The 26679-nt window shown below is 56.9% G+C and carries 28 protein-coding genes; 21 read left to right on the forward strand and 7 right to left on the reverse strand.

The window, feature by feature from the left end; translation table 11 throughout:
- The first annotated feature begins 31 nt into the window (after nucleotides 1–31).
- From FIV46_RS11500 to FIV46_RS11545, 10 genes are all read left to right on the forward strand, one after another.
- Nucleotides 32–1915 (forward strand): XrtA/PEP-CTERM system amidotransferase, encoded by a 1884-nt coding sequence (locus FIV46_RS11500; RefSeq protein WP_139941075.1) that lies wholly within the window; start codon nucleotides 32–34, stop codon nucleotides 1913–1915.
- A 42-nt stretch (nucleotides 1916–1957) separates the two neighbouring features.
- On the forward strand, nucleotides 1958–3124 hold the full coding sequence (locus tag FIV46_RS11505) for a glycosyltransferase (protein ID WP_139941076.1): 1167 nt from the start codon (nucleotides 1958–1960) through the stop codon (nucleotides 3122–3124).
- 89 nt (nucleotides 3125–3213) lie between these two features.
- Nucleotides 3214–4170 (forward strand): calcium/sodium antiporter, encoded by a 957-nt coding sequence (locus FIV46_RS11510; RefSeq protein WP_139941077.1) that lies wholly within the window; start codon nucleotides 3214–3216, stop codon nucleotides 4168–4170.
- A 97-nt stretch (nucleotides 4171–4267) separates the two neighbouring features.
- Nucleotides 4268–4675: a dihydroneopterin aldolase gene (gene folB / locus FIV46_RS11515; protein WP_139941078.1), complete on the forward strand. Its 408-nt coding sequence runs from the start codon at nucleotides 4268–4270 to the stop codon at nucleotides 4673–4675.
- Nucleotides 4676–5125: 450 nt separating this feature from the next.
- Complete coding sequence (uvrC, locus tag FIV46_RS11520; protein WP_139941079.1) at nucleotides 5126–6970, forward strand: excinuclease ABC subunit UvrC; 1845 nt, start codon at nucleotides 5126–5128, stop codon at nucleotides 6968–6970.
- An 84-nt stretch (nucleotides 6971–7054) separates the two neighbouring features.
- Nucleotides 7055–7603 carry a CDP-diacylglycerol--glycerol-3-phosphate 3-phosphatidyltransferase gene (gene pgsA, locus FIV46_RS11525; protein WP_139941080.1) on the forward strand — a complete coding sequence of 183 codons (549 nt, stop codon included), beginning with the start codon at nucleotides 7055–7057 and terminating at the stop codon, nucleotides 7601–7603.
- Between the two features lie 3 nt (nucleotides 7604–7606).
- Entirely contained in the window at nucleotides 7607–7858 is a 252-nt protein-coding gene (gene moaD / locus FIV46_RS11530) for a molybdopterin converting factor subunit 1 (protein WP_139941081.1), read from the forward strand.
- Between the two features lie 3 nt (nucleotides 7859–7861).
- Nucleotides 7862–8311 carry a molybdenum cofactor biosynthesis protein MoaE gene (locus FIV46_RS11535; RefSeq protein WP_139941082.1) on the forward strand — a complete coding sequence of 150 codons (450 nt, stop codon included), beginning with the start codon at nucleotides 7862–7864 and terminating at the stop codon, nucleotides 8309–8311.
- A 297-nt stretch (nucleotides 8312–8608) separates the two neighbouring features.
- Nucleotides 8609–10285 carry a dipeptidyl-peptidase 3 family protein gene (locus FIV46_RS11540; protein WP_139941083.1) on the forward strand — a complete coding sequence of 559 codons (1677 nt, stop codon included), beginning with the start codon at nucleotides 8609–8611 and terminating at the stop codon, nucleotides 10283–10285.
- A gap of 107 nt (nucleotides 10286–10392) precedes the next feature.
- Nucleotides 10393–10872, forward strand: coding sequence for a DUF6491 family protein (locus FIV46_RS11545; protein WP_139941084.1), 480 nt, complete (start codon nucleotides 10393–10395; stop codon nucleotides 10870–10872).
- 77 nt (nucleotides 10873–10949) lie between these two features.
- Here the strand turns inward: FIV46_RS11545 and FIV46_RS11550 are convergent, their stop codons facing one another.
- Nucleotides 10950–11297 (reverse strand): hypothetical protein, encoded by a 348-nt coding sequence (locus FIV46_RS11550; protein ID WP_139941085.1) that lies wholly within the window; start codon nucleotides 11295–11297, stop codon nucleotides 10950–10952.
- Between the two features lie 133 nt (nucleotides 11298–11430).
- Nucleotides 11431–12309 (reverse strand): branched-chain amino acid aminotransferase, encoded by an 879-nt coding sequence (locus FIV46_RS11555; RefSeq protein ID WP_139941086.1) that lies wholly within the window; start codon nucleotides 12307–12309, stop codon nucleotides 11431–11433.
- Between the two features lie 139 nt (nucleotides 12310–12448).
- On the opposite strand from FIV46_RS11555, the gene FIV46_RS11560 reads away from it, so the two are divergent.
- Together FIV46_RS11560 and FIV46_RS11565 are read left to right on the forward strand one after the other, a co-directional pair.
- Nucleotides 12449–12967 (forward strand): MarR family winged helix-turn-helix transcriptional regulator, encoded by a 519-nt coding sequence (locus tag FIV46_RS11560; RefSeq protein ID WP_181163215.1) that lies wholly within the window; start codon nucleotides 12449–12451, stop codon nucleotides 12965–12967.
- A gap of 47 nt (nucleotides 12968–13014) precedes the next feature.
- Nucleotides 13015–14280: an O-antigen ligase family protein gene (locus FIV46_RS11565; protein ID WP_139941087.1), complete on the forward strand. Its 1266-nt coding sequence runs from the start codon at nucleotides 13015–13017 to the stop codon at nucleotides 14278–14280.
- Here FIV46_RS11565 and proC read toward each other — a convergent pair.
- Genes proC through FIV46_RS11580 form a run of 3 tightly spaced genes read right to left on the reverse strand, consistent with a single transcriptional unit; the run spans nucleotide 14277 to nucleotide 15930 of the window.
- Nucleotides 14277–15119 (reverse strand): pyrroline-5-carboxylate reductase, encoded by an 843-nt coding sequence (gene proC / locus FIV46_RS11570; protein WP_139941088.1) that lies wholly within the window; start codon nucleotides 15117–15119, stop codon nucleotides 14277–14279. The genes FIV46_RS11565 and proC overlap by 4 nt on opposite strands.
- A 20-nt stretch (nucleotides 15120–15139) precedes the next feature.
- Nucleotides 15140–15646 (reverse strand): type III secretion system chaperone family protein, encoded by a 507-nt coding sequence (locus tag FIV46_RS11575; protein ID WP_139941089.1) that lies wholly within the window; start codon nucleotides 15644–15646, stop codon nucleotides 15140–15142.
- The gene (locus FIV46_RS11580; protein WP_139941090.1) at nucleotides 15643–15930 is read right to left on the reverse strand and encodes an accessory factor UbiK family protein; all 288 of its coding nucleotides are present in this window, start codon (nucleotides 15928–15930) and stop codon (nucleotides 15643–15645) included. Before FIV46_RS11580 ends, FIV46_RS11575 begins: the two co-directional genes overlap by 4 nt.
- Before the next feature lie 134 nt (nucleotides 15931–16064).
- Between FIV46_RS11580 and lgt the strand changes: the two genes are divergently transcribed.
- The 7 genes from lgt to ychF all read left to right on the forward strand — a co-directional run bounded on the left by lgt (nucleotide 16065) and on the right by ychF (nucleotide 22479).
- Nucleotides 16065–16886: a prolipoprotein diacylglyceryl transferase gene (gene lgt / locus FIV46_RS11585; RefSeq protein WP_219846098.1), complete on the forward strand. Its 822-nt coding sequence runs from the start codon at nucleotides 16065–16067 to the stop codon at nucleotides 16884–16886.
- A gap of 16 nt (nucleotides 16887–16902) precedes the next feature.
- Nucleotides 16903–17997: a class I SAM-dependent methyltransferase gene (locus tag FIV46_RS11590; protein WP_139941091.1), complete on the forward strand. Its 1095-nt coding sequence runs from the start codon at nucleotides 16903–16905 to the stop codon at nucleotides 17995–17997.
- Between the two features lies 1 nt (nucleotide 17998).
- Nucleotides 17999–18775 (forward strand): peptidoglycan editing factor PgeF, encoded by a 777-nt coding sequence (gene pgeF / locus FIV46_RS11595; protein ID WP_139941092.1) that lies wholly within the window; start codon nucleotides 17999–18001, stop codon nucleotides 18773–18775.
- A gap of 177 nt (nucleotides 18776–18952) precedes the next feature.
- Nucleotides 18953–19885 (forward strand): ribose-phosphate pyrophosphokinase, encoded by a 933-nt coding sequence (locus tag FIV46_RS11600; RefSeq protein ID WP_139941093.1) that lies wholly within the window; start codon nucleotides 18953–18955, stop codon nucleotides 19883–19885.
- Between the two features lie 185 nt (nucleotides 19886–20070).
- Nucleotides 20071–20718, forward strand: a complete 648-nt coding sequence (locus FIV46_RS11605) for a 50S ribosomal protein L25/general stress protein Ctc (RefSeq protein ID WP_139941094.1) — start codon at nucleotides 20071–20073, stop codon at nucleotides 20716–20718.
- Nucleotides 20719–20745: 27 nt separating this feature from the next.
- Nucleotides 20746–21363, forward strand: a complete 618-nt coding sequence (gene pth / locus FIV46_RS11610) for an aminoacyl-tRNA hydrolase (protein ID WP_139941095.1) — start codon at nucleotides 20746–20748, stop codon at nucleotides 21361–21363.
- A gap of 12 nt (nucleotides 21364–21375) precedes the next feature.
- Complete coding sequence (gene ychF / locus FIV46_RS11615) at nucleotides 21376–22479, forward strand: redox-regulated ATPase YchF (RefSeq protein WP_139941096.1); 1104 nt, start codon at nucleotides 21376–21378, stop codon at nucleotides 22477–22479.
- A 23-nt stretch (nucleotides 22480–22502) separates the two neighbouring features.
- Here the strand turns inward: ychF and FIV46_RS11620 are convergent, their stop codons facing one another.
- The gene (locus FIV46_RS11620) at nucleotides 22503–23720 is read right to left on the reverse strand and encodes a multidrug effflux MFS transporter (RefSeq protein ID WP_139941097.1); all 1218 of its coding nucleotides are present in this window, start codon (nucleotides 23718–23720) and stop codon (nucleotides 22503–22505) included.
- Nucleotides 23721–23914: 194 nt separating this feature from the next.
- Between FIV46_RS11620 and FIV46_RS11625 the strand changes: the two genes are divergently transcribed.
- The gene (locus FIV46_RS11625) at nucleotides 23915–24406 is read left to right on the forward strand and encodes a MaoC family dehydratase (RefSeq protein WP_219846099.1); all 492 of its coding nucleotides are present in this window, start codon (nucleotides 23915–23917) and stop codon (nucleotides 24404–24406) included.
- On the opposite strand, the gene FIV46_RS11630 is transcribed toward FIV46_RS11625, so the two are convergent.
- Nucleotides 24407–25159, reverse strand: a complete 753-nt coding sequence (locus tag FIV46_RS11630; protein ID WP_139941098.1) for a class I SAM-dependent methyltransferase — start codon at nucleotides 25157–25159, stop codon at nucleotides 24407–24409.
- A 359-nt stretch (nucleotides 25160–25518) separates the two neighbouring features.
- Between FIV46_RS11630 and FIV46_RS11635 the strand changes: the two genes are divergently transcribed.
- On the forward strand, nucleotides 25519–26670 hold the full coding sequence (locus FIV46_RS11635; protein ID WP_139941099.1) for a choice-of-anchor F family protein: 1152 nt from the start codon (nucleotides 25519–25521) through the stop codon (nucleotides 26668–26670).
- The last annotated feature ends 9 nt before the right edge of the window (nucleotides 26671–26679 follow it).

Consider the following 26679-nt stretch of genomic DNA (forward strand, 5'->3'; position numbering starts at 1 on the left):
TCCGGACTCCAGCAAGGGGAAGAAAAAGAAAATGTGCGGCATTGTTGGCATCGTCACCCGACCGGACAGGCGCCCGGACCAGGTCCTTCTTAAAAAAATGATGGACGCCATCTATCACCGCGGCCCGGACGAAGAAGGCCAGTTCCTTGATGCCGGCGTCGCCCTCGGCCACCGCCGGCTGTCAATCATCGACCTGAGCAGCGGCCAGCAGCCCATGTATACCGAAGACAAACAGGTCTGCATTGTCTACAACGGTGAAATCTATAACTTCCCGGAAATCAGGAAAGAACTGGAGGCGCTGGGCTACAGCTTCCGCACCCACTGCGATACGGAAGTGATCATGAACGCCTATCATGCCTGGGGCGAGGAAAGCGTCAGGCGGATCCGCGGCATGTTCGCCTATGCCATCCATGACAAGCGCGCGGGCAAGGTGTTCCTGGCCCGGGACCGGCTGGGCATCAAGCCGCTGTTTTACGCCAATGTGGGCGACGACACCCTGATTTTCGGCTCCGAGCACAAGGCGCTGACCGTCTATCCGGGCCTCAACAGGAAAATGCGCCCGCAGAGCGTGGAGGATTATTTCTCCCTCGGCTATGTGGCGGAACCGCACACCATCTATGAAGATGTCTACCGGCTGGAGCCGGGCCATACCCTGACCGTGGACATGGCCACCGGCAACAAAAAAATCACCCAATACTGGAACGTGCAGTTTGATCCCAGCTACCGCGGCAAGTTCGACGACGCCAAAGACGAACTGTCCGCCCGTATCCGCGAGGCGGTCAAAATCCGCATGGTCGCCGATGTGCCGCTCGGCGCGTTCCTGTCCGGCGGCGTGGATTCCAGCGCCGTGGTCGCCGATATGGCCACCATTGACGACAAGCCGGTCAATACCTGCTCCATCGCCTTTTCCGATCCCAAGTTCAACGAGATCGATTACGCCAACGAAGTGGCCAAACAATATAAAACCAATCACTGGACCCGGGAAGTGGACCCCAATGACTATTCCCTGGTGGACCAGCTGATGGACGTCTATGACGAACCCTATGCGGACAGTTCCGCACTGCCCACCTACCGGGTGTGCGAGCTGGCCCGGGAGCGGGTCACTGTGGCGCTGTCCGGCGACGGCGGCGATGAAAACCTCGCCGGCTACCGTCGCTACTGGCTGCATATGCTGGAAGAACGGCCGCGCCAGATGTTGCCGTACGGATTGCGCAAGGCAGTGTTCGGCCCACTGGGCGAGCTTTACCCGAAACTGGATTGGGCACCCCGGTTCCTGCGCGCCAAAACCACCTTCCAGGGACTGGCCCGCAATTCGGTGGAGGCTTATTTCTACGGCGTGTCCATCTTCAAGAAGGACATGAAGCAGAAACTGTTCAGCACCGGTTTCAAAAACGACCTGCAGGATTATGAAGCGCTGCAGGTGTTCGAACGCCATGCCAAAGAGGCCGACACCGACGATCCGCTGTCCCTGATCCAGTACCTGGACCTCAAGACCTATCTGGTCGGCGACATCCTGACCAAGGTCGACCGGGCCTCCATGGCCCATTCGCTGGAAGTGCGTGTGCCGCTGCTCGACCATCATCTGGTGGAATGGATCGCCACCCTGCCCTCCGACATGAAACTGAAGGGCAGCGAGGGCAAATATATCTTCAAGAAATCGCTCGAGGGCCGGCTGTCCGACGACATCCTGTATCGCAAGAAAATGGGCTTCGCCGTGCCGCTCGGCCGCTGGTTCCGGGAGGAACTCAAGGACAAGATCCGCGAATCCGTGCTCAGCGAACGCATGAAGGACAGCGGCTATTTCGATGCCGACTACCTGCAACAGCTGGTCGACCAGCACCAATCCGGCGTCCGGGACTTCAGTGCGCCGCTGTGGACACTGATGATGTTTGACCAGTTCCTTGCCCGCTGTTAATCTGGTTGGGAAATCAGAGCATCAGGGGCCGGGACACTGGATATGCATATCCTGACAATCACATCACTCTATCCGAACTGCCTGCAGCCCCGGCATGGCATTTTTGTCAAAACCCGGTTCGAATATCTGGATAAAATCCCCGGGTTCAGCCGCACAGTCATCGCCCCGGTCGCCTGGGCGCCGGTGCTGTCCTGGCTCCCCGGTCACCGCTTCAGACTTTATGCCGGCGTCCCGGAGCGGGAAAACCAGAACGGCATAGAAGTTTATCACCCCCGTTATACGACCATCCCCGGGACCGGCCTGGTCGATGTCGGCCGGGCCATGGAGAAGGCCGCCGGCAGCGTTATCGCGGAAGTTTTCAACCATGCCGAACAATTCGACCTGATCGACGGCCAGTATCTCTATCCCGATGGTGTCGCTGCCGCCTATGTCGCCTGCAAACTAGACAAGCCGCTGGTGCTGACCGCCCGCGGCAGTGATGTGAATTACTGGATGACACGGGAAGACGCCCGAACGAAAATCCTCGACGCCATCGACTATGCCGATGCGGTCATCTGCGTCAGCCAGGCCCTGAAGAAGTCCCTGATGGAGTATGGCGTGGCCGAAGAAAAACTGGTTGTCCTGCCCAACGGCGTGGACGAAACCGTGTTCCACCGGGAGCACAAACCGACCACCCATCAGGACTATCTCCTGTCTGTTGGCAACCTGGTGCCGCTCAAGGGACATGATATTGCCCTCAGGGCGTTGTCGAGCCTGCCCGATAAAAAACTGATCATCATCGGCCAGGGGCCGGAGGAAAAAGCCCTCAAGCAGCTGGCGCGGGATCTGGCCATCTTCGACCGGGTGATTTTCCTCGGCCATGTGCCCCAGCGGGACCTGGCCCGTTACTATGTCCATGCCGACGCCGTTCTGCTGATGTCCAGCATGGAAGGCATGCCGAATGTTATCCTGGAAAGCCTGGCCTGCGGCACGCCGGTCATTGCCACCAGTGTGGGCGGCATCCCGGAAATCGTCGACGACAGCAAAGGGATTTTGCTCAAGGAACGCAGTCCGGAAGCCCTGGCCCAGGCGCTGGCAGATTTTTACAGCAAAAACTGGGACCACGATGCGATCGCCGCCTCCATGAAATCACTGGACTGGGTATCAGTGGCTGAAAGACAGCATGATCTCTATAAAAAGGTCCTGGCCGGACGCTGGGCAAAAATCTGAAATCGTCTTTTTTTCGCCCCGCCCCCTAGGCATCGATCTCCGGGACCTATATAAGATGCCAAGCACATTCATTACCGGTACAGAGAGTTATGGAATATATTCAGGTTGTTGGTGGTCTGGTTCTTCTTGTCATTGCAGGGGACATGCTGGTTGGCGGCGCCGTATCCATGGCCTACCGGCTGGGCATCAGCAAAGTGGTTATCGGTTTAACTGTTGTCGCCTTCGGGACGTCCGCGCCTGAGCTCGTGGTCGGCGTGGATGCCGCCCTGTCCGGCGCACCGACCCTGGCGCTCGGCAATGTGGTGGGGAGCAACACGGCCAACATTCTGCTGGTCATGGGCCTGCCGGCGCTGATCATTCCCTTCACCTGCTACAACCTTGAAGTCCGCAACAACTATTTCATCATGCTGGTCAGCAGCGTTCTTTTTATCCTGCTGTGCTTTACCGCCCCGCTGCGCTGGTGGCACGGCAGCCTGCTTTTGCTGCTGTTGTTCGGTTACCTGTTTCACTCCTACCGGGAAACCCGCAAAACCCGCAGACTGGCCCGGGAAGCCCTGGAAGATGTGGAAGGGGTGCCGGAAAAGCCGCTGGCCCTGTGGAAATCCATCGTCTATCTGGCCGGCGGACTGGCGGGTCTGGTGTACGGCGCCCACATCCTGGTGGACGGCGCCGTGATCATTGCCTCAGATTTCGGGGTCCCGAAAGCCGTCATCGGCCTGACCATCGTTGCCATCGGCACCTCCCTGCCGGAACTGATGACCGTCATCATGGCCGCCAAGCATAGACATGGCGATGTGGCCTTTGGCAACGTGATCGGCAGCAATATCTTCAACCTGTTCGCGATCATGGGCGCCACCGCCCTGACCACTCCGGTACCGGTGCCAAGGGATTTCCTGACCCTCGATCTCTGGGTCATGCTTGGCGCCTCCCTGATGGTGTTCCCCTTTGCCCTGCGAAACAAGGAATTGACCCGTTCCTGGGGCGCCCTGCTCACTCTCGGTTATATGGGATATCTTCTCTATCTCAGCCGCCACCTGGCCGGCTGAGGCAAAAAAACACAAAAGAAATTGCGCTTTTTCGAATTTGCGATTAAACAGTGTTTTTTGTTACCCATACTAACTAATAATCTTGGGCCGGATAGTTATGCAGAAAAGTAACCTGACACCTCTGAAGTTGGCCAATGCCGCCAAGTCCCTGCGTCATGTCTTTGTCAATGACCTGATCATCGACGGGCACATCGGCATCTATGACCACGAAAAGGAAAAGGCCCAGAAAATCAAGATCAGCGTCGATCTCGCGGTTGAAGAAAGCGAACACCCCCTGCAGGACGACATCAACAACGTCCTGTGCTACGAGGCGATCGTGAACAATATTGAAACCATGGTCCATTCCGGTCATATCCATCTGGTGGAAACCCTGGCGGAAAACATTGCCCAGATGAATCTCCAGGATGCCCGCGTTGCCACCGTCAGGGTCCGCGTGGAGAAACTGGAGGCCTTTTCCAACACCGCCAGCGTCGGTGTCGAAATCGAACGCAGCCGCAAACTCTGAAAAGTCGCTACGGTTCAGTTTAAGGGCTTGAAAATCAAGCAGATAACCGGCCGAATCCTCATAAGTTGTGCACAGCAATAGACAGACAGTTATTTAGCGTAACAAATGTGTAGTACTCGCTGGAAAAACAATTTCAAAAGCCCCCTTGACTTTGTTTTTATTGTTTATTTTCAATAACTTGCTTTCAATGCACATTTTTTATGCAATTTGATAAAACCCCAGAGTTACTGCCGTCTTCAACATTCTGTCAAAAAGTTATGCACCGAGTTATCCACAGGTTACGTGGATAGATTTGATGGCGACTCTTTGACATTTTTGTTACTGCTTGATTCACAAGGCTTTTTACGATTTGTTAATCTATTGTTTTGCTTTTTCTAATATTGATTGTAACGCAATCAGACCAAAATCGGCAGTTCAGTCACTGCAAATTTTCAGGTATAGACTCTAGTCATGAATGAAGGCGTCGAGGTCATAAAATCCTATCTCAAAACCCTGCCGGGCAAACCGGGGGTATATCGGATGCTGGATGAACATGAGAAGGTCCTCTACGTGGGCAAGGCCAAGAGCCTGAAGAACCGGGTTTCCAACTATGCCAACCTGCGCGGCCTCGGCTACCGCATTGGCCGCATGGTGACCCTGACCCGTAGTATGGAATTTGTCACCACCAATACCGAGGTGGAGGCCCTGCTTCTGGAAGCCAGCCTGATCAAGCGCTTCAAACCACCCTATAATGTACTGCTGCGCGACGACAAGTCGTTCCCCTATATCCGCATCGACATGTCACACCCCTCTCCCCGGGTCATGAAACATCGCGGTGCGCGCAAGGACGGCAGCATCTATTTCGGCCCCTTTGCCTCGGTCAGCGCGGTCAATTACAGCCTCCACATTCTGCAGAAGGCCTTTCTGTTGCGGACCTGTTCGGACAATGTCTTCAGCCACCGCACCCGGCCCTGCCTGCTGTATCAAATCAAGCGCTGTGCAGCGCCCTGTGTGGACAAGATCACACACGAGGAATATGACGCCCTGGTGCAGTCGGCCCGCGACTTCCTGAGCGGCAAAAGCCAGGAAATCAAAAAGGTCATGACCGACAAAATGATCGAGGCCAGCGACCGGATGGAATTCGAACTGGCGGCCGTCTACCGCGACCGGCTCAAGGCGCTGGCGGCGGTCCAGTCGCGCCAGGACATCAACCAGGGACATCTGGAGGATGCGGATATCATCGCCGCCTTCCAGGAGGGCGGACAAACCTGTATCCAGGTCTTCTTTTACCGCGCCGGGCAGAACTGGGGCAACAAGGCCTATTTCCCGCGCCATGACAAGGACCAGGCCATTGACGAAGTGCTGCCGGCCTTCATGTCGCAGTTTTACGACAACAAGGAACCGCCGAGGCTGATCCTGGTCAACGCCCATATGGCCCAGAAAAAACTGCTGCAGGAAGCACTCAGCATGAAAGCCGGCCGGGCCGTCAAGATCACCTTCCCGCAACGGGGCGAGAAGTTCAATATGGTGGCGCTGGTGGAGAAAAACGCCCGCGAAGCCCTGGGCCGCAAACTTACCGAGAGCGCCAGCCAGAAAAAGCTGCTGGAGGGTGTGGCCCGGGTCTTCGACCTGGAAAACCCGCCGAACCGTATCGAGGTTTATGACAACAGCCATATCTCCGGCACCAATGCGCTCGGCGCCATGATCGTGGCCGGCCCGGAAGGGTTCGAGAAAAATGCCTACCGCAAGTTCAACATCAAGTCGGACAAGCTGACCCCAGGTGACGACTTCGCCATGATGCGGGAAGTGATGACCCGCCGCTTCAGCCGCCAGCTCCGGGAAAACCCGGACCGGGACGACGCCAGTTGGCCTGACCTGCTAGTGATCGACGGCGGCAAGGGGCAGCTCAGCGCGGTGATGGAAATCCTCGCCGACCTGGGTCTGGAGGATATCGCCATCGTCTCCATCGCCAAGGGACCGGATCGTAATGCCGGACGGGAGGATTTCTATCTGCCCGGCAAAGAACCGTTCAAACTTGCCCCCAATGATCCGGTACTCTATTTCCTGCAGCGGCTGCGCGATGAGTCCCATCGCTTCGCCATCGGCAGCCACCGCCAGCAACGCGGCAAGACGATGCAGAAATCGCTGCTCGACGGCCTGCCCGGCGTGGGGCCGCGACGCAAAAAAGCGCTACTGATGCATTTCGGCTCCGCCAAGGCGGTGGCCGGGGCCGCGCTGGAGGACCTGGGCCGGGTCGAAGGGATCAGCAAAACGCTGGCCCAGTCGATCTATGACTATTTCCACGACAACGACTGACCTTAACTTTTCGCAAGAGTCTATTGGCAGTTGCCCGCGCTTGGCTTATATAAGGCGGTAGACCCGATAAGAAGCCAGAGTCCCATGTTTAATCTGCCCAACATTCTGACATTGTCCCGTATCCTGATGATCCCGCTGCTGGTGGGGTCCTTCTATATCGAGGGACATGTGGGCAACTGGATCGGCTTCGCCATTTTCGCCCTGGCCGGAATCACCGACTTTTTTGATGGTTATCTCGCCCGCCGACTGAAACAGTCTTCCAAGCTGGGCGCCTTCATGGACCCGATCGCCGACAAGCTGCTGATTGCCGCCGCCCTGATGATGATGGTGGCGGTCGAACGCATCTCCGGCCTGTCGGTGCTGGCCGCCGTGGTGATCCTGTGCCGCGAGTTTCTGGTCTCCGGCCTCCGGGAATTCCTGGCCGAGCTGAAAGTCAGCGTGCCGGTCACCAAACTGGCCAAGTGGAAAACCACCATCCAGATTTTTGCCCTCGGCTTCCTGCTGGTGGGCGAGGCCTCGCCCAAGGCGATCCCGTCCATCGAGATCGGCGATGCCTGCCTGTGGATCGCCGCACTCCTGACCCTCTATACCGGCTATGACTATCTCCGCGCCGGCCTCAAGCATATGGACTGAACCATGAAGCTGCTTTATTTCGCCAGGGTACGGGAAGATGTCGGCACCTCGGAAGAGGATCTCTCTCTACCGGCTGAAATCAAAACTGCAGGCGATCTGCTGGCGCACCTGCGCGGCCGGGGAGACAATTATACCCGCGCCCTGGAAGACATGAATCGCATCCGCATCGCAGTCAACGAAGTCTATGTGGATCTGGACCATCCGGTTTGCGACAGCGACGAAGTGGCGGTCTTCCCGCCCATGACCGGAGGCTGAACCATGAAAATTTCCGTCCAGACAGAGGATTTCTCGCTGGAGCAGGAAAGTGCCGCCCTGCGCGGCAGCCGTACCGACATCGGCGCCATGGTCAGCTTTACCGGCCTGGTGCGCGATATGCCGCCGGGATCGCTGACAAGCATGACGCTCGAGCATTTCCCGGGCATGGCGGAAAAGCAGCTCACGAATATTGCCAAAGAAGCCGAGCGGCGCTGGCCGTTGCAGGACCTGACCGTGATCCACCGCTACGGCACCCTCCAACCAGGCGAGCAGATCGTCCTGGTGCTGACCGCCTCCCCCCACCGCCAGGCTGCCTTTGAGGCCGCCGCGTTCCTGATGGACTGGCTCAAGACCGACGCGCCCTTCTGGAAGAAGGAAGCCACGACCGACGGGGAATCATGGGTGGACGCCAAAGCCGAAGACGATGCGGCCCGGGACCGCTGGAAGAGCTGACGATTTTCCAGAATCGGGACTCCCTTCACCATACTTGTCGGCATTTTTTACAGTATTAGAAAACCCTCATTTTAATGAAATATATATCCCGTTGATTTTTTGTGGTTTTTCCTGACTGGTATGCTTCTTGCTATCAATGAGGGCATATTCTCCTGTGCTCCAGGGCACGGGTCGCCACTTCCGCTTTGTCAGAAATTTTCTGCTGAGTATCACGGAAGTGGTTTTTTTATGGCTTTATCTCTGCCCGCCAATCTGTAAAACTGGCCCCATAACAAAAATCCAATACATGGGGATATCATGAAATCAAAAATCTCACTCCTGCTGGCTTCCGCCACCTGCCTTGTTACCCTCTCCGCCTGCGGACCGGAGGAAAAGGCCCCCGAAGCCAAAACCGCAGAAACCACCAAAATGACCTGGGTGTCCGAGGAAGCCCGCAAGCGGGCCGACATTTATGCGCCCTATACGCTGACGGCCGACCTGTCCGCCTACAGCGACAACCAGAAGGAAATGCTGAAAATCCTGATCAGCGCGTCAGAAACCATGGACGAGCTCTACTGGCTGCAGGCCTATGGCGATAAAAACAAACTGCTCGATGCCGACCTGCCGGAGGACGCCAAAGAATTCGTCCGCCACAATTACGGTCCCTGGGACCGGCTCGACAGCGACAAACCGTTCCTGACCGGTGTCGGCGAAAAGCCGCTGGGCGCCCGGTTCTATCCGGCCGACATGAGCAAAACGGAATTCGAGGCCTGGGACAATCCCGACAAGGACGGGCTCTACAGCCTGGTGCACCGGGACGATGCCGGCAACCTGACCCTTGTCCCCTATCATAAAGCCTATGCCATCAAGCTGGAAAAAGTGGCGGAAGAGCTTCGCGCTGCCAGCCGGCTGGCGCAGAATGCAGAATTTGCCAACTATCTGCGCATGCGGGCCGATGCCATTCTCAGCGACGACTTCCAGGCCAGCGACATGGCCTGGATGGACATGAAAAGCAATCCGGTCGAGCTGGTGATCGGCCCGATCGAAACCTATGAGGACCGGCTGTTCGGCTATCGCGCCGCCTATGAATCCTATGTCCTGCTCAAGGACATGGCCTGGAGCGAACGATTGAGCAAATATGCCGCTTTCCTGCCGGAACTGCAGCGGGGCCTGCCGGTGCCGGAAGAATATAAAGCCGAAGTGCCAGGGACGGACTCTGACCTCAATGCCTATGACGTGATCTATTATGCGGGCCACAATAACGCCGGTTCCAAGACCATCGCCATCAACCTGCCCAATGACGAACAGGTGCAGCTGGCCAAGGGCACCCGCCGCCTGCAGCTGAAAAACGCCATGAAGGCCAAGTTCGACCAGATCATGCTGCCGCTGAGCGAGGTGCTGATCGCGCCGGACCAGCGCCAGCATATCACCTTCAACGCCTTTTTCGCCAACACCATGTTCCATGAAGTGGCGCATGGGCTCGGCATCAAAAACACCCTCGACGGTACCGGCACGGTGCGGGCCGCGCTCAAGGAAACCGCCAGCGCCCTGGAAGAAGGCAAGGCCGACATCCTCGGTCTCTATATGGTCGCCAAGCTGCATGAGAAGGGTGAACTGCCCGAAGGCGAGCTGATGGATTATTACACCACTTTCCTCGCCGGTATTTTCCGCTCGGTCCGCTTCGGCGCCACCGAGGCGCACGGCCAGGCCAATATGGTGCGCTTTAATTATTTCCAGGAGGCCGGCGCCTTCAGCCGCGACGACAGCGGCCATTACCATATTAACTTCGACGCCTTTGAGGAAGCCGTCGCCGGGCTCAGCCGCCTGATCCTGACCCTGCAGGGGGACGGCGATTATGACGGGGCGAAGAAGCTTCTGGCTGAACAGGGCGTGGTCCATGAGGCGCTCGCCGCCGACCTGGACCGGCTCGCCAGGGCCAACATCCCGGTGGATGTCTATTTCATCCAGGGCGAAGAGGTGCTGGGCCTGAAATAACGGAGTTTCGGGCGGCATGATCCTGATCAATGCCTGAACCGGCCGTTCAAGTCAGGTTCAGATATTATGAATATAATAGTGTCACAAATCGCGACTGGAGACAGAAAATGAAAAAGCTGATGTTGATGTTTGCCGCCCTGACCCTGTTTGCCACCCCTTTTACCAGTCTTGGCGCCTGGGCCGCGGACAGTGGCGGAAAAGTGCCCGTCGAGGAAGCCGCCACGGCCGAACCGGCGCCGCTGACCGATGAGCAGTATAAGGAGATGACCAAGCGGCTGAGCAGGGAAAACGACTGTATTTTCATCCGCACCATCGACAGCTGGACCGCGCTCGACCGCACCCACCTGCTCCTTTATGCGCCGACCCGCAACCATCCCTATCTGCTGGAAGTCGCACCAACCACCTACAACCTGATGTTCGAGGAACAGCTGGCGATCTACAGCAAGACCGGCGAGAACCTCTGCCCTTACGGCCGCAGCGGCCTGCTGCTGAAAGACGAGCATCTGTTCATCCGCGGCATCGCCAAGATCACCAAGGAAGAAGCCCAGCAGCTGAAGGCCTACAAGAGGGCGAAAAAGAACAAATAATCTTTTACCGGAGATTATTGACGAAGAAGGCCGGAGAGGAAACTCTCCGGCCTTTTTTATTCCGCAACGAGAGACAATTATAGCTGATTAAATCTTTCTAGTTCTCGATCGATTTTCCCCAATATTATGTTGTAAATCTTGGGAAGCTCATCCTTTACATCACTATATAGATTTTCTATTTTCTGATCTTCCTTGGCCAAGGCATCCGCATTCCAAAACTTTCTTATTGGACCGATAGGAAAACTATCTAGATCTGAATCCAGCTCTTGCAAATAGTTCAAGTCCTCATCCTTATCTAAACCCAGCCTCATCAAGGTCGACCAGATCCCAAAGCTATGTTCGAGAAATTCGTGAAGAGGCAATGTTGTATCCATGGCCATCAAAACTTTCTCTCTCAGAGAAAGCAAGTCGTGTTCATTTAGCATCAGTAACCCCCGGATATTTTCGTCAGAAAAACGTTACTTAGGAAGCTACATTAAAACAATAGATTCCTGAGTAATAAAAAACCGGAGAGTTTCCTCTCCGGCCTTTTCGTTATTCTCGTTTGTCCGATCCGGCTCAGAGGCGGCCGTTGACCAGGTTTGTATAGTCGTCCATCAGGTCCTTGCACAGCTCCTGGACCGCATATTTATAGGGGCCGATTTCGCCAAGCGGGGCGATCTCGGCGGCAGTGCCGGTCAGGAAGGCGCCATCAAAGTCGGCCATTTCCTCGGGCCAGATGTCGCGGACAATGACTTCGATGCCGCGCCGTTCCGCCAGTTCGATGGCGGTCTGGCGGGTGATGCCGTCAAGCACGCATTCCACAGTCGGGGTATGCAGCTTGCCGTCCTTGATGAAGAAGATATTGGCGCCGGTGGCTTCGGCGACCCGGCCCTTGTAATCCATCATCAGCGCGTCATCAAAACCCTCGGCGCTGGCCGCATCCTTGTTCATGGAGGCAATCATATAGAGGCCCGCCGCCTTGGCCCGGACCGGCGCGGTATGCGGGGCCGGACGGCGCCACTCGGCCAGATGCAGGCGCAGGCCCTTCTCGCGGGCTTCCGGGCTGAAATAGGACGGCCACACCCAGGTGGCGATGGCCAGGTGAACCTTGGAGCCCTTGGTGGCCACGCCCATGGTTTCCGCACCGCGCCAGGCAACGGGACGGATATAGGCGTCAGTAAGGCCATTGGCTTTGACGGTCTCTTCAATGGCGGCGTCGATCTGCTCGGCGCTGTAAGGAATTTCGAAACCGAGAATACGGCCGGAGTTGATCAGCCTCTCGCTGTGCTCCCGCGATTTGAACACCTTGCCGCTGTAGGCGCGCTGGCCCTCGAACACACTGCTGGCATAATGCAGGCCATGGGTCAGGACATGAAACTGGGCCTCGCGCCAGGGAATCAGTTTCCCGTTGTACCAGATAAAACCATCGCGATCGTCAAACGGCTGTGCAGACATATGTCACCTCAAAAGAATTGGATCTTCAACAAGTTAACCGGCCACTCGTCCTTGAATACGGGCGAAAAAACCGGCATCTTTGAATGATTATTTCACAAAGTTGTTGATATCAGTAACATTATACTTAAAATATGTCAACATGGCTGACGTATTCAACATTGAAAAAAATTCCCCCGCAATGATGCAGGAGGACGATATTTTCCTCAAGGGCATGGAACTGCTCTACTTCGCCTACCGGGACTTTATTTCCTGGCCGGACGATGTGCTGCAGCAGTATGGCATGGGCCGGGCGCACCACCGCATCCTGCATTTCGTCAGCCGTAATCCGGGGCTGATGGTGGCCGACCTGCTGAAACTGCTCAATATCACCAAACAGTCCCTGTCCCGGGTGCTCGGCATGCTGGTGGAACATGGCTATATCCGTCAGGAAATCGGCCCCAGCGACCGGCGCCAGCGGCTGCTGTATCTCACCGACAAGGGCGAAAAGCTGCTGACCGAGATCGCCGAGCACCAGAAGGAGCATCTGCTCAAGGCCTGCCGCACCGCCGGCCCCGAGGCTGTGGCAGGCTTCTGGTCGGTGCTGACCGAGCTCATCAACGAGGAAAACCGCACCGAAGTCCTCGAACATGTCAACCGGCCGCAGTTCACTGATCAATAACGATCTTCTGCTTGACCGGCGTGATATTTGCCCGGATACTCGCCTTCATGTATGTGGGATTTCAAAGCTTTAATCAACTTTCGCCCCTTGGGAAACTGCTGTGCGTTCTGCTGGTGATCCTGCCCCAGGCGGTGCTGTTCCTGCATCCCAACACCCTGCTGCCCAGTAGCCCCAAAGAAATCGCTTTTCCCACGATTGTGGAATTTATTTTCATTGTCGCCTTCTTTGTCTTCCTGCTGCTGCGGCGCTATCAGTTCCGCCTCTCCCCGCCGATCATCTGGGGCTGTTTCCTGCTGTGGCTGGTTGCCTCCCTCCTGACCCTGAACACGGCGGCCAATGCCGGACAGGCGGCCCACAAATATATCCAGTATCTGGTTCATTTCCTGTTTGCCGTGGCGCTGCTCAACTATATGAGAAAAGAAAAAGGCGAAGCCCTCAGCCTCTATATTGCGCTGCTGCTGTCGCTGTACCTGATGCTGTTTGTGTTCACGGGCCTGACCGCCTTTCTGTCGCAACAGCCGGGATTTAACTGGACCGGCCACCTGCCGGGATTCAGCAACGTGCGGCACCTGGACTATATCCTGGCCGTGATGCTGAGCGCCACCGCCATGCTGCCCTATGCCGCCAGAAATATCATGTTCGGCCGCTGGAAAACAATCTTCTTTGTGACCCTCACTTTGCTGTGGCTGCTGTTGTGCTGGACCGGCGGCCGGGGCTCCATCCTGGCAGCTCTCGGCGCTGTCGCCATCTGCCTTTTCCTGATGCGGAAAGACCGCATAACAAGACAGGTGGCGATTGTTTTTTTCGGCTCGATGATCCTGGGCGCCCTGATGTCCCTGGCGCTGCCGCGACCGGACAACAATTACGGCCTGATCCGCTTTGCCACCACCATCACCACCGAGGGAGGCCTCAACAGCCTGAGTTCGAACCGGGTGGCGATCTGGCTGGAAGCCCTGGAACACTGGTGGGCGGCGCCGTGGTTCGGGGTCGGCGCCGGCCAGCTTAAATTCATCGCCCAGGAAACGAGCGGGATTTTCGTACAACCCCATAATGTGGTGATCCAGGCGCTGCTGGCCTGGGGCATTGTCGGCGGCCTGCCTTTCCTGGCAGCGCTGGGCGGCAGCCTGTGGTCAGGTTTCCGGCATGTGAACCAGCGCATGGCAGACAATCCGGCGGCAGTCGCCGGCCTCGCCATCATGCTGACCATTGCCGCCAACGCCATGATTGACGGCACCCTCTATCATCCGGTGCCGACCTTCCTGTTCCTGATTGGCATGGGACTGGCGCTGACGCCGTCCCCGAAAAGAGCCTAGTCCGCCAGTTCGCGGGACCGGTCATAGGCGGCGCGAATGGCCCGGGCCATCAGTTTGCCGAGCCCCTCTTCCCCCATCAACACATCCAGCGCGGCCTGGGTGGTGCCGTTGGGGCTGGTGACATTGATGCGCAGCTGGCTGGCGCTCTCGCTGGACTGGTCCAGCAGGGCGCCGGCGCCGATCACCGTGCGCAGCGCCAGTTTCATGGCCAGGTCCGGTTCCAGTCCGACCCGCTCCCCGGCCGACGCCATTGCCTCCACCAGATGGAACACATAGGCCGGGCCACTGCCGGACACGGCCGTCACAGCGTCGATCAGACCTTCTTTCTCCACCCAGTCCACCTCGCCGACGGCGGAGAGCAGTGCGGTGCAGGTCTCCTTCTGGCTTTCACTGACCAGGGAATTGGCACAGCCGACGGTAATGCCCATGCCGATCGCCGCCGGGGTATTGGGCATGGCGCGTACAATGGCCTTGTCCGCGCCCAGCCGGCTTTCAAACCAGGACAGGGTCTTGCCCGCCGCGATGGACAGGAGCAGGCTTTCCGACAACTCCAGTTCACCAAGCTGTCCCACAGCGTCATCCATCATCTGCGGCTTGACCGCCAGCACCACGAAAGAGGGCGTTGTCCCGTCCGGCAGGTCGGCGGCATTTTCAACAAAAGCACAGGGATCAAGCTCCGGCACCATATTCCGGGCCGGTTCAAGATGGGGGTCGACGACCCATACCGCGTCGCTGGAAAGCCCCTGCCCCAGCCAGCCCTGCAGCATGGCGCCGCCCATTTTCCCGCAGCCGATCAAAAGCAGCGGATGTTGCGATGTTATGCGGGATAGATCTGACATGACAAACCTCTTCAGCCGGCTCAGGCGTGGCCGACGGTCTCGAGAAGAGCGGCTTCCAGCGCTTCGCGCGGGGACTTTCCAGCCCACAGCACGAACTGGAACACCGGATAATAACGGTTGCACTCACCAAGGATCACCTGGGTGACCTGTTCACAGACATGGACCGTGTCCTGCAGGCTGCCGGTCAGCATCTGGGTGCTGCGGAACATCACCGTGTTGTCTTCGGTCCAGATACTGAAATGCCCCAGAACCAGCCGTTCATTCACCAGGTTCATGACTTCCAGCATATTGGCCCGCTTGCTGTCGGGCACCCGCATGTCCAGCATGCCGGCCGACTGCAGCATATTTTCTTCCATCAGCCAGAAAAAGCGGATGTGGAAGTCGCACCATTCCCCGGTTACGGCCACGGTGATTTCCTCGTCGCCGGCGCGCTCATAGGGCCATTCATTCTGATTGATGATCATCTCAAGGATGTCCAGCGGATTGCCGCCGCTTTCCTCCAGACCGTCAAATACCAGTGATGTCATTTCTTTTTCTCTAGCTTGGCGATTTTTGCTTCCAGAGCTTCCACTTTGCCGGCAAGCTCCTCGTTCTGGCGGCGGGCTTCGGTCGCCAGTTCCCTGACCACCTCGAATTCCTCGCGGGTGACCAGGTCCATATCAATCAGGATGGTTTCCAGTCGCTGCCTGACCAGGTTTTCCACTTCCTGTTTCATGCCATGCAGGGTGCCGGCGGCACTTTGCCCCAGTCTCGCCAGGTCGTCGAAAAATTTATTGTCAGTCTGCACCGGATCAGTTTCCTGTTTGTTCATATTCACTCATCTCAATATGAACAATCGCCGGTGACTTGCCAAGAAGATTCCAGACGCCATTGCTTGACTTCCCGATAAAGGCCGTCATGATAACGGGCAAATGACTGTAAAACAGCGATGTCCGGCAATTTCCCATGATCGAATTTCTCTTGTCCTCCGCCCTGACCTATCCCGAGATTGACCCTATTCTGGTGGAAATCGGCCCCGTAGCGATTCGCTGGTACAGCCTCGCCTATCTGGCCGGCTGGTTTCTCGGCTGGGCCTATATGCTGAAGCTGATCAAGGCAAAAGGCGCCCCCTGCACCAAGGACCAGGTGGCGGATTTCGCCTTCTGGGCCATGCTCGGCACCATTCTCGGCGGCCGGCTCGGCTATGTCCTGTTTTATAATTTTTCCTTCTATCTGGAGCATCCGGGCAAGATTTTCGCCCTGTGGGACGGCGGCATGTCGTTCCATGGCGGTTTCCTCGGTGTGGCGCTGGGCACCTGGTACTTCTGCAACCGCTCGAAGGTGCCGTTCCTGCGCTTTGCCGATGTCGTCGCCTGCGTCGCTCCCATCGGCCTGTTCCTGGGCCGCATCGCCAATTTCATCAACGGTGAACTCTTTGGCCGGTTGACTGACTCTCCGCTTGGCATGGTGTTCCCGGATGGCGGCCCGCTGCCGCGCCACCCGAGCCAGCTCTATGAAGCGAGCCTGGAAGGCATCGGCCTGTTTCTGTTGTTGTCGTTCCTCTATTATTTCACCTCAGCCCGGCAAAAACCGGGGCTGATTGCCGGAACCTTCCTGATCGGCTATTCTGTCAGCCGGACCATTGTGGAAAATTTCCGCCAGCCGGACAGCCAGCTGAATTTCCTGTGGGGAACGGATTTCCTGACCATGGGGCAATTGCTGTCAGTGCCGATGGTTCTGGTCGGGCTCTATCTGATTTTCAGGCCCGGGAAAAACAAGCTGCTGTAATTTCAGACCTTTGTCCATGAATGAACTGAAACAACATCTGATCAACCTGATCGACCTGCAGGGGCCGATCCCGCTGTCCCTCTATATGGCGGAGGCGCTGGGCAACCCGGAACATGGCTATTACATGAAGCAGGACCCGTTCGGCATGAAAGGGGACTTTACCACCGCCCCGGAAATCAGCCAGATGTTCGGCGAAGTTGTCGGCCTGTGGTTTGCCAACAACTGGCTGAATATGGGCTCGCCACCGAAAATACATCTGGTCGAAGTGGGCCCGGGTCGCGGTACCCTGATGGTCGATATGCTGCGGGCAATGAAAATCGTGCCCGGTCTTCTCGACAGCCTCAGCCTGCACCTGGTGGAAATGTCACCCGCGCTGCGCAAGATCCAGGGGGAGAAAATCTCGCCTTACCTGTCCCCAACCTGGCATGACCGGCTTGGCGACGTGCTGCAGGAGGCAACCGACGCGCCGCTGTTCCTGATCGGCAACGAGTTTTTCGATGCCCTGCCGATCCGCCAGTTCCAGAAGGGGCCGAAGGGCTGGCACGAGCGGCTGGTGGGCCTGGATGCAAACCGGGAACAATTGCAGTTTGTCCTGAGCCCGGAACCAGTGATCACACCGGACCTTATTCCCGACGCCCTGATCCGGGCCGAAGAAGGCGCCATCGCCGAGGTCTGCAGCGCCGCAGAAAATCTTGCGAGGGATGTGGCCGGGCATCTCAAGGATTACGGCGGGGCAGCCCTGTTCATCGACTACGGCCATGATCGCCACGGCACCGGCGACACCTTCCAGGCCCTGGAACAGCATGAATATGTCGATGTCTTCAAAAACCCGGGGAATGCGGACCTGACGGCCCACGTCAATTTCCAGCGCCTGAAGGAATGTGCGGAAGCTGCCGGCGGCCGTGTCCTGGGACCGGTACCCCAGGGCGACTTCCTTACCGCAGTCGGCATTGAACAGCGGGCCTCCTCGTTGCTGGTCACGGCGACTGAACAGCAGAAGACCGATATCATGTCGGCGCTGAAACGGCTGGTGTCGCCGGACGAGATGGGAACCCTGTTCAAGGTCATGGCGATCATCGATCCCGGCCTGCCCGAGCCGGCAGGATTCTGACATGACAGCGAAGTTCCTGACCAGCCCGCAGCTCGAAGAGATCCCCGGCGTCCGTCACGTTTTTTTCACCCGGCGCGGGGGATGTTCCACAGGCATTTATGAAAGCCTTAATTGCGGCATCGGCTCCCGCGACCGGCGCGAAGACGTGCTGGCCAACCGGCAGGCCTGCCTCGACGCACTGGGCAGCAGCACGGCCGACCTCTGCGGCGTCTATCAGATCCATAGTGCCGAGGTGGCCCGGCTGGATGCCCCCTGGGGCCTTATCCCGGAGCTCAAGGCCGATGCCATCGTGACCCGGCAGAGAAATGTGGCGATCTCGATCCTGACCGCGGACTGCGCCCCGGTCCTGTTTGCCGATCCGGGGGCCGCGGTGATCGGCGCCGCCCATGCGGGCTGGCAGGGGGCGCTTGGCGGCATCCTGGAAAACACCTTGTCGGAAATGGAAGCGCTTGGTGCCGACCGACGCCGCATCTGCGCGGTTGTCGGCCCCTGTATTGCCCAGGCTTCCTATGAAGTGGGCCCGGAATTCCGGGACCGTTTTCTCGAACGGGAAGAAAGCAACGGGCGCTGGTTCCTGCCCTCCGGCAAGGCAGAACATTTCCTGTTTGACCTGCAGGGCTATGTCAAGGACCGGCTGACCGGGGCCGGCGCAGGACAGGTTGCTACCCTGGACCGGGACACCTATCGCGAGGAAGAGCTGTTTTTCAGTTACCGCCGCACTACCCACCGCAAGGAAGAGGATTACGGGCGGCAGATTTCCATGATCCAGCTGACCTGAGAAATTTGCCAAAAAAACCCATCTGTTCTTTACACATTTGTGACTCCCTGTTAGCGTCCGCCCGATTTCAAAGACCGGAGTCGCTTTTTGGACCAGTTGCCGTTATAAGAGACTCACTGGTCAATCGTTTGCAAACAGTAGTCATGTGTCATATTCCAGAATGAGGTAAGTTCGAAAATGAAGCTCTTGTCAGGAAACAGCAACCTCCCCCTTTCCGAAGCCATTGCAGCCTGTCTCGACATGGATCTGGTCAAGGCCGATATCAAAAGATTTTCTGACGAGGAAGTCTGGGTCGAAATCCAGGAAAATGTGCGCGGTGAGGACGTCTTCCTGATTCAGCCGACAAACTTCCCGGCCAACGACAACCTGATGGAACTGCTGATCTGCATCGATGCCCTGCGCCGGGCCTCTGCACGACGCATCACTGCAGTCATCCCCTATTTCGGATATGCCCGCCAGGACCGCAAACCCGGGCCGCGCACACCGATTTCCGCCAAGCTGGTGGCCAACCTGGTCACCACCGCCGGCGCCAACCGGGTTCTGACCATGGACCTGCATGCCGGCCAGATTCAGGGTTTCTTTGATATTCCTACCGACAACCTGTTCGCCTCACCGGTCCTGATTCAGGACATTCGCGAAAAATATGACACCGACAACCTGATGATTGTTTCTCCCGACGTCGGCGGCGTGGTTCGCGCCCGGGCCTACGCCAACCGGCTTGGCGCCCCGCTGGCCATCATCGACAAGCGTCGCGAACGGGCCGGTGTTTCCGAAGTGATGAATGTGATCGGTGATGTCAAAGGCTATAAATGTATCCTGGTGGACGACATTGTTGATTCTGCCGGCACCCTGTGCAACGCCGCCGGCGCCCTGAAAGCCCACGGCGCTACCGCCGTCAGCGCCTATGTGTCCCACGGGGTTCTGTCCGGCAAGGCCGTCGAGCGCGTCACCGGCAGCGAAATGGATGAACTGGTCACCACCGACAGCATCATGGCGACGGATGAAGTCAAAAACGCCCACAATATCCGCCAGATCACCATTGCCCCGCTGTTTGCCGAGGCCATCAAGCGGATTCATGAAGAGCTTTCCGTCTCTGTTCTTTTTGACTGATCGGGAAAATATTTGACCGGGCCGGACCTGACCGGCCCACCATCCCGCATTTTATAATATTTTCCGCCAATTTATGCCAAATAGTGATTGTCTTTTGACCTTTTACGGGTTAAAAGCGGCGACTTACGGACTGTGGCACCCCTGGAGGCCACCGGCCGCGTTTTAATTTTTAAGGAGAATTCAAAATGGCTAACCCAGTTTTAAAAGCTGAGTTGCGCGAAAAAGCGGGTAAGGGGTCCTCTCGCGCTCTGCGGAGAGAAGGCAAAATTCCCGCCGTCGTGTACGGCAACAAAAAAGATCCGGTAACAGTGACCATCGATCGCATCGAGCTGGTCAAGCAGCTGAACACCGGCGGTTTCCTGAACACCACCTACGACATCGAAGTCGGTGGTAAAAAAGAAATGGTTCTGCCCCGTGATGTGCAGTTCCACCCGGTAACCGACTGGCCGCTGCATGTTGATTTCCTGCGCCTGGCTCAGGATGCCACTGTTAACATCAACATTCCGGTTCACTTTGTAAACGAAGAAACCTGCCCGGGCCTGAAAGCCGGCGGTGTTTTGAACGTGGTGCGTCACGAAGTGGAATTCAGCTGTCCCGCGAACGCCATCCCGGAAGCGATCGAGATCGACATTTCCGCACTGGAGCTGGGCGAGAGTGTCCACATCAGCTCTGTGAAGCTGCCTGAAGGCGTGACCCCGGTTATTGAAGACCGTGACTTCACGATCGCCACCATCGCTGCCCCGAGCGGCCTGAAGAGCGCCGAAGCCGAAGAGGCCGAGGAAGGTGAAGGCGAAGCCGCTGAGGCAGCTGAAGAAGAGGCAGGCGAGGAATAATCCTCCTGCTCCAGACAGGAACCAGCCATGTTGTTATTGGTCGGGCTCGGTAATCCGGGCAGCAAATACGACAACAACCGGCATAACATCGGGTTCATGGCGGCGGACATTATTGCCCGCCGCCATAATTTTTCCGCCCCCAGGGATCGTTTCCAGGCCCAGGTTTATGAAGGACGACTGGGCAGCGAAAAATGCCTGATCCTGAAGCCGCAGACCTATATGAATCTGTCCGGTCAGGCGGTCGGGGAAGCTGTGCGCTATTTCAAGCTGACCCCCGACGATGTGATAGTGTTCCATGATGAGCTGGATATTCCGGCGGGAAAGCTCAAATTTAAAACCGGCGGCGGGCATGCCGGCCATAACGGCCTGCGGAGCATCGAGCAGCATATTGGCAAGGAGTTTCACCGGATCCGTATGGGCATTGGCCATCCGGGGGATAAAAGCCGGGTCACCGGCCATGTGCTTGGTGATTTTTCGAAGCAAGACCAGGAGTGGCTCGATCCGCTTCTCGACGCCGTGGCCGACGCAGCACCGAAACTTGCCGAAAGCGGGGCCGCCTTTCTCAATGCAGTGGGATTGATCCTCAAGCCCCCTGCCCCGAAGAAAAAGCCCGAAAACGACAACACACAGAATTCAAACCAGTAACAGGATCAAACCATGGGTTTCAAATGCGGTATTGTAGGCCTTCCCAATGTGGGCAAGTCGACTTTGTTCAATGCGCTGACCAATACGGCAGCGGCGGCAGCAGCCAACTATCCCTTCTGCACCATTGAACCCAATGTGGGCCAGGTCCCGGTTCCCGATCCGCGCCTCGCCAAGCTGGCGGCAATTGCCGGCTCCAAGGAAACCCTGCCCACCCAGCTCGGCTTTGTAGACATTGCGGGCCTGGTGCGCGGCGCCTCCAAGGGCGAAGGCCTGGGCAATCAGTTTCTGGCCAATATCCGCGAAGTGGACGCCATTATCCATGTGCTACGCTGTTTCGAGGATGAGGATATTACCCATGTGGAAGGCAAGGTGGATCCCATCGCCGACAAGGAGACCATTGAAACCGAGCTGATGCTGGCGGACATGGAAAGCCTGGAGAAACGTAAAGACAACCTGGTGCGCAAGATCCGCGGCCAGGACAAGGACGCCAAGGCCATGATGGCCGTGGTCGAGAAAGCTCTTGCGGTGCTTCAGGACGGCAAGCCTGCCCGCACCACCGAAGTGAACGACGAAGACGAAGCCAAAATCCTGCACGAGCTGCAGCTACTGACCACCAAACCGGTGCTTTATGTCTGCAACGTCAATGAAGATGATGCGGCAGAGGGCAACGAGCTCACCCGCCGGGTTGAGGAAATGGCCGCCGCGGAAGGCGCCGTCACGGTAAATATCTGTGCCGCCCTGGAAGAGGAAATTGCCCAGCTTGACGACGAAGAGGAACAGAAAGCCTTCCTCGCCGACCTGGGGCTGGGCGAAACCGGTCTCGGCCGTGTGATCCGCGCCGGATACGACCTGCTGAACCTGATCACCTATTTCACGGTCGGACCCAAGGAAGCCCGCGCCTGGACCGTAACCCGCAACACCAAGGCGCCCCAGGCCGCCGGCGTTATTCACACCGACTTTGAACATGGCTTTATTCGGGCGGAAACCATCGCTTATGACGACTATATTGCCTGCAACGGCGAGTCCGGCGCCAAAGAAGCCGGCAAAATGCGCCTGGAAGGCAAGGAATATATCGTCCAGGACGGCGATGTGATGCACTTCCGCTTCGCGACCTGATCAGAAATGCCGGAAGGGCGGGATCAGTCCCCGCCCCGGCGCAGGATTGGTAGCTTGAAGCTCGCCCCACCGGCCAAAAAGAAATAGCCCATAAGCGCCGCCACTGTAGTGGACAACATGACTATGGACATGGGGGTCAGGGTCCCGTCATTCACCACCCCGGTCAATGAACCGATGATCCCGCCGACAAAATATTGGGCAGTCCCGAACACGCCGCTGGCAGTGCCGCTTTTCTCCGGAAAATAGGACATGAAGCAAGTCATGCCGTTGGAGGCTGTCAGCCCCATGCAGCCGACACCAAGGATCATCAGCGGGAAGACGAACTCCAGCCGGGCATAACCGGTGAGATTCAGCAGCACGAATCCAGCCATGGCCGCGCACTGCAGCGTCAGCCCCATGCCGAGGATCTGATGCGGGGAGAAGAAATTCAGCAAAATGGGGTTGGTACGGTTCAGCACCATGGCCATGACCATATTGGAGCCGAACAGGAACGGGAACATTTCCTCGGAGACGCCGAAATAGCTGATATAGAGGAAGGAGGAGCCAGTCAGGAATATATAGACCAGCGTCATACAGAAGGACTGGCTGATAATATATCCGACCGCCCTTTTATTCCGGAAAATTTCCAGATAGTCCCGCATCACTTGGGCAACGGAAAAACTGCCTTCCGGCTTGTGCTGCCGTTCGGGCATGCGTGGCATAATCACCAGCAACAGGACCAGGGCATAAAGGGCGATCACAAAGAAAATCCAGTGCCAGCCCAGAAACAGGAGGATAAAAGACCCCAGCCCCGGCGCCACCAGCGGCGCAATACCCATGATCAGGCCGATCAGGGCAAAGATGCGGGCGGCTTCCTTGCCATCAAAACGATCCCTGACAATCGCCGGACCAACCACTGTGACAAACCCGCCACCAACCGCCTGGAACAGCCTCAGGCCGATAATAATATCGGCGGACGGGGCAAAAATAATGCCCAGGCAGCAGGTGAGGAAGACGAAGAGGCCAATGCGACTGAGACGCCGGCGACCGAAATGGTCTGACAGCGGTCCGCCAAACATAAGGCCAAACCCCAACCCGAGGAAATACACGGCGATGGAAGTTTGCATATAGCTGACCTTGACGCCGAAAAACTCCGCCATGGTGGGCACGGCAGGAAGATAGGCGTCCGTCGCCATCGGCGACAAGGCGACCAGCATGCCCACCAGAAGCGCCAGTTTTTTGCCACTTTTCTGCTCTGTCATCAAATGCCCTGACTTTGGATTGATTATGCCGATACTTTATGGGACCGAAAAAGATTTACAAGTTAATTATTTGCACAATATTCGTTTGCCTTACTTACAATATACAAGTTAATTATATGCCCTGTCCATATTGATTCCTGACAACACACCTGCTAGTTTCCCCAAGCCACAGCCCGAGGGAAGGATAAGCGACAATGGACTTGTTTACGTTAGAGGATTTCAAAGTCGGCCAGACAGACGAGTTTGGTGACTATCTGATCACCAAGGAAGAAATCATCGAATTCGCCAGGAAATATGATCCCCAGCTTTTCCATACCGATGAAGAATATGCCAAAAAATTCCATTTCGGTGACCTGATTGCCAGTGGCTGGATGACCTGTTCCGTCATGATGCGGATGTTCTGTGATCATTTCCTCAACAATTCCGCCGGCGCCGGCGCTCCGGGCGTGGACGAACTGCGCTGGAAAAAACCGGTTTATGCCGGTGACCGCCTGCATTGTAAAACGGAAGTGCTGGACGTTATTCCCTCAAAAAGCCGGCCCTATCTCGGCACGGTCAAAACCAAAGTCGAAGTCATAAACCAGAAGGACGAGATCGTCCTCAGCCTCATTACCATCGCCATGTTCCTGAAGCGGGAAGCGGCGGAAAAGGCACAGACAGAAGGGCTCGCGCGGCTGCACGGTTGATCAGCCCACCTGCCCCACCCGCAGCATCAGCGGCCAGGAGACCTCGCGAACCTTGGCCGGGTCTCCCCAGGCCGACAACAGGCGATCCCGCACCAGCGGCAGTGGATCATGCCCCTTGTCCTGCTTGTATCTGGCGACCGCCGACCAGGACCCGAAATAACCCATCAGCTGTTCGAAGTCCCACAGCACAGTCATGGCGATGTCCGGCGCCGCCACCGTCCTGAAAGGAAAAGCCAGCCTCTTGTAGCCTTCCTCCACATGGATCCTCTCAGGCGGCCAGTAGGGGCCAATAATGCCGTTGTAGAGCTCTTCAATCGCGTCATCAATTTCCGGGGTCACGGAAGTTACGGCATAACTCCAGACAGCGATATAGCCGCCCGGTCTGACCACCCGCCTGACCTCCCGGTAAAAGGCCTCAAGGTCAAACCAGTGCAACGCCTGGGCCACGGTTACAAGATCAGCGATTCGATCTTCCAGGGGACACTTGTCGGCCAGGGCGACCGCAAATGTGACGTTGTCCGGACCATGCGCATTGGCAATTTGCTCTGCACTGCCGTCAGTGGCGACAACTTTACTGAAATAGCGCGCCAGTCCCCGGCTCGCCTGGCCGCTGCCACAGGCACAGTCCCAGACCAGCTCCCGCCCGCCAAGGCCGGCAAGATAACCGAATAGCTCCTCCGGATATTCCGGACGGAACCGGCCATAGGACGTGGACTGGGTCGAAAAATGATCTTTAAATATGCCGTTGGACATATGCTTCTTTCGCTAAATTATCCATGGATAAGCGTGTTGCCGCTGAGCCATTACAGTCTAGTACACGGCCCTCCGAAACACAAATTTGCACCGGCGTTCACTACCCCTTTTTGCATATATTGAAAATCATATATGGTTAACAAGTGTTTGAATTATATTAACTATATTTGTTAATCAAGATGATAATAATTGTCATACTATTGCAGTGTAAAAATAAGAGTTTCATGTGTAAGGATTTCTTTACAGTTATGTTTTTTGATAACTGTCCAACCCCTTGATTCTCAACAAAATCCCAATTGGCATATTTCTTGCTGCTGATACTCCCGATCAATTTCGGTCGTGTAAGAGGAGATTAATCTATGAAAGCCAAATTTTTGGTCATCGCCGCTACCGCGTTAACCACCCTGTCGGGTGCCAGCGCGTTTGCCGGCACAATTACGGACTGGAACACGGATAATGTTGATGTACCTGCCGGTCCCTATATTGATGATGTTACATATTACAGCACAATTTATGATCAGGATGTCACTGGCGGTACCGCCGGTGCCACCACCAACGGCAGAATTGCCTTCACCCCGCCGGAAGCCTCCGGTCCGGGTATCACCGTTATCAACAATGAGCCCTATCCCGGTGAGGGCAACGCCATTCCGGATTGTATCATCGCCTCCGGCGGTGCCGCATGCCAGGATCCGTTCCAGAGCGGCAAACGTTACAAGCTGCAGATTACCGATACCGGCGCTATTGACCTGGTCTTCAACGTCAGCGAAGACGCTGAAGTAAACAGCTACCGCGTCTTCCAGAAGATCATCAACGCCACCGGCGGCCGCCTGGAAGGTTTCGACATCCAGCTCGGCTTTAACATTGGTGACGAGTTCGTGCAGTCCACAGCGGGCGACGGCCTCGGCTTTGACCTGGCCGAAGGGTCCCAGGCCAATTTCCCGTTCGGCCTGTTCGGCGATGCCGACACCAACCAGCATCACGATCTGGACGGTTTCTTCGACAATGATGCCCGGGCCGGTTTCCTGACCAGCCTGACGGAAGACGAACTGAGCTCCACTGGCCTGTTCGGTGTTTATGAAGAAATGTTCGGTGACTGGCTTGCCCTGTCAATGGTACCGGAAGGCTATTTCTGGGATCATGACGGCGATCCGGAAACCGACGCAATCCTGATGGCCTGGCTGAACGCCGACGGCGAGTGGGAAATGCGTCGCGCCGAAGATGGTAGTGAAGCCGTTCCGACTGCCCCGACCATCGTAACAGAACAGGACCTGATCGATGCCGGCTATGAACTCGGTGTGATCGAGGATCTGGCCAACGTCAACACCGACTTCTATATCTCTGTCGGTGATATCTCAAGCTGGCTGACCTATGACGTTTCACCGCTTGCGCAGATCGGCGAAGCCAGCTTCACTTTGCGCCTGGTAGCGAGAGAAGTTCCGGCCCCTGCCGCCCTCGGCCTGATGGGTCTGGGTCTCGGCCTGTTCGGCTGGCGCCGTCGCAAATCAGCCTAACCTGATTAG

The sequence above is a fragment of the Emcibacter nanhaiensis genome (genome assembly GCF_006385175.1).
GTDB classification, from domain to species: Bacteria; Pseudomonadota; Alphaproteobacteria; order Sphingomonadales; family Emcibacteraceae; genus Emcibacter; species Emcibacter nanhaiensis.

Coding starts and splice junctions, on each gene's coding strand:
- moaD (WP_139941081.1), top strand. CDS start 7,607: ATGAAGCTGCTTTATTTCGCCAGGGTACGGGAAGATGTCGGCACCTCG.
- FIV46_RS11510 (WP_139941077.1), top strand. CDS start 3,214: ATGGAATATATTCAGGTTGTTGGTGGTCTGGTTCTTCTTGTCATTGCA.
- uvrC (WP_139941079.1), top strand. CDS start 5,126: ATGAATGAAGGCGTCGAGGTCATAAAATCCTATCTCAAAACCCTGCCG.
- FIV46_RS11630 (WP_139941098.1), bottom strand. CDS start 25,159: ATGTCCAACGGCATATTTAAAGATCATTTTTCGACCCAGTCCACGTCC.
- proC (WP_139941088.1), bottom strand. CDS start 15,119: ATGTCAGATCTATCCCGCATAACATCGCAACATCCGCTGCTTTTGATC.
- FIV46_RS11560 (WP_181163215.1), top strand. CDS start 12,449: ATGGCTGACGTATTCAACATTGAAAAAAATTCCCCCGCAATGATGCAG.
- FIV46_RS11500 (WP_139941075.1), top strand. CDS start 32: ATGTGCGGCATTGTTGGCATCGTCACCCGACCGGACAGGCGCCCGGAC.
- FIV46_RS11575 (WP_139941089.1), bottom strand. CDS start 15,646: ATGACATCACTGGTATTTGACGGTCTGGAGGAAAGCGGCGGCAATCCG.
- pth (WP_139941095.1), top strand. CDS start 20,746: ATGTTGTTATTGGTCGGGCTCGGTAATCCGGGCAGCAAATACGACAAC.
- FIV46_RS11540 (WP_139941083.1), top strand. CDS start 8,609: ATGAAATCAAAAATCTCACTCCTGCTGGCTTCCGCCACCTGCCTTGTT.
- FIV46_RS11545 (WP_139941084.1), top strand. CDS start 10,393: ATGAAAAAGCTGATGTTGATGTTTGCCGCCCTGACCCTGTTTGCCACC.
- FIV46_RS11625 (WP_219846099.1), top strand. CDS start 23,915: ATGGACTTGTTTACGTTAGAGGATTTCAAAGTCGGCCAGACAGACGAG.
- FIV46_RS11580 (WP_139941090.1), bottom strand. CDS start 15,930: ATGAACAAACAGGAAACTGATCCGGTGCAGACTGACAATAAATTTTTC.
- FIV46_RS11565 (WP_139941087.1), top strand. CDS start 13,015: ATGTATGTGGGATTTCAAAGCTTTAATCAACTTTCGCCCCTTGGGAAA.
- FIV46_RS11505 (WP_139941076.1), top strand. CDS start 1,958: ATGCATATCCTGACAATCACATCACTCTATCCGAACTGCCTGCAGCCC.
- FIV46_RS11555 (WP_139941086.1), bottom strand. CDS start 12,309: ATGTCTGCACAGCCGTTTGACGATCGCGATGGTTTTATCTGGTACAAC.
- folB (WP_139941078.1), top strand. CDS start 4,268: ATGCAGAAAAGTAACCTGACACCTCTGAAGTTGGCCAATGCCGCCAAG.
- FIV46_RS11590 (WP_139941091.1), top strand. CDS start 16,903: ATGAATGAACTGAAACAACATCTGATCAACCTGATCGACCTGCAGGGG.
- FIV46_RS11620 (WP_139941097.1), bottom strand. CDS start 23,720: ATGACAGAGCAGAAAAGTGGCAAAAAACTGGCGCTTCTGGTGGGCATG.
- FIV46_RS11600 (WP_139941093.1), top strand. CDS start 18,953: ATGAAGCTCTTGTCAGGAAACAGCAACCTCCCCCTTTCCGAAGCCATT.
- pgeF (WP_139941092.1), top strand. CDS start 17,999: ATGACAGCGAAGTTCCTGACCAGCCCGCAGCTCGAAGAGATCCCCGGC.
- lgt (WP_219846098.1), top strand. CDS start 16,065: ATGATCGAATTTCTCTTGTCCTCCGCCCTGACCTATCCCGAGATTGAC.
- FIV46_RS11535 (WP_139941082.1), top strand. CDS start 7,862: ATGAAAATTTCCGTCCAGACAGAGGATTTCTCGCTGGAGCAGGAAAGT.
- FIV46_RS11635 (WP_139941099.1), top strand. CDS start 25,519: ATGAAAGCCAAATTTTTGGTCATCGCCGCTACCGCGTTAACCACCCTG.
- ychF (WP_139941096.1), top strand. CDS start 21,376: ATGGGTTTCAAATGCGGTATTGTAGGCCTTCCCAATGTGGGCAAGTCG.
- FIV46_RS11550 (WP_139941085.1), bottom strand. CDS start 11,297: ATGCTAAATGAACACGACTTGCTTTCTCTGAGAGAGAAAGTTTTGATG.
- pgsA (WP_139941080.1), top strand. CDS start 7,055: ATGTTTAATCTGCCCAACATTCTGACATTGTCCCGTATCCTGATGATC.
- FIV46_RS11605 (WP_139941094.1), top strand. CDS start 20,071: ATGGCTAACCCAGTTTTAAAAGCTGAGTTGCGCGAAAAAGCGGGTAAG.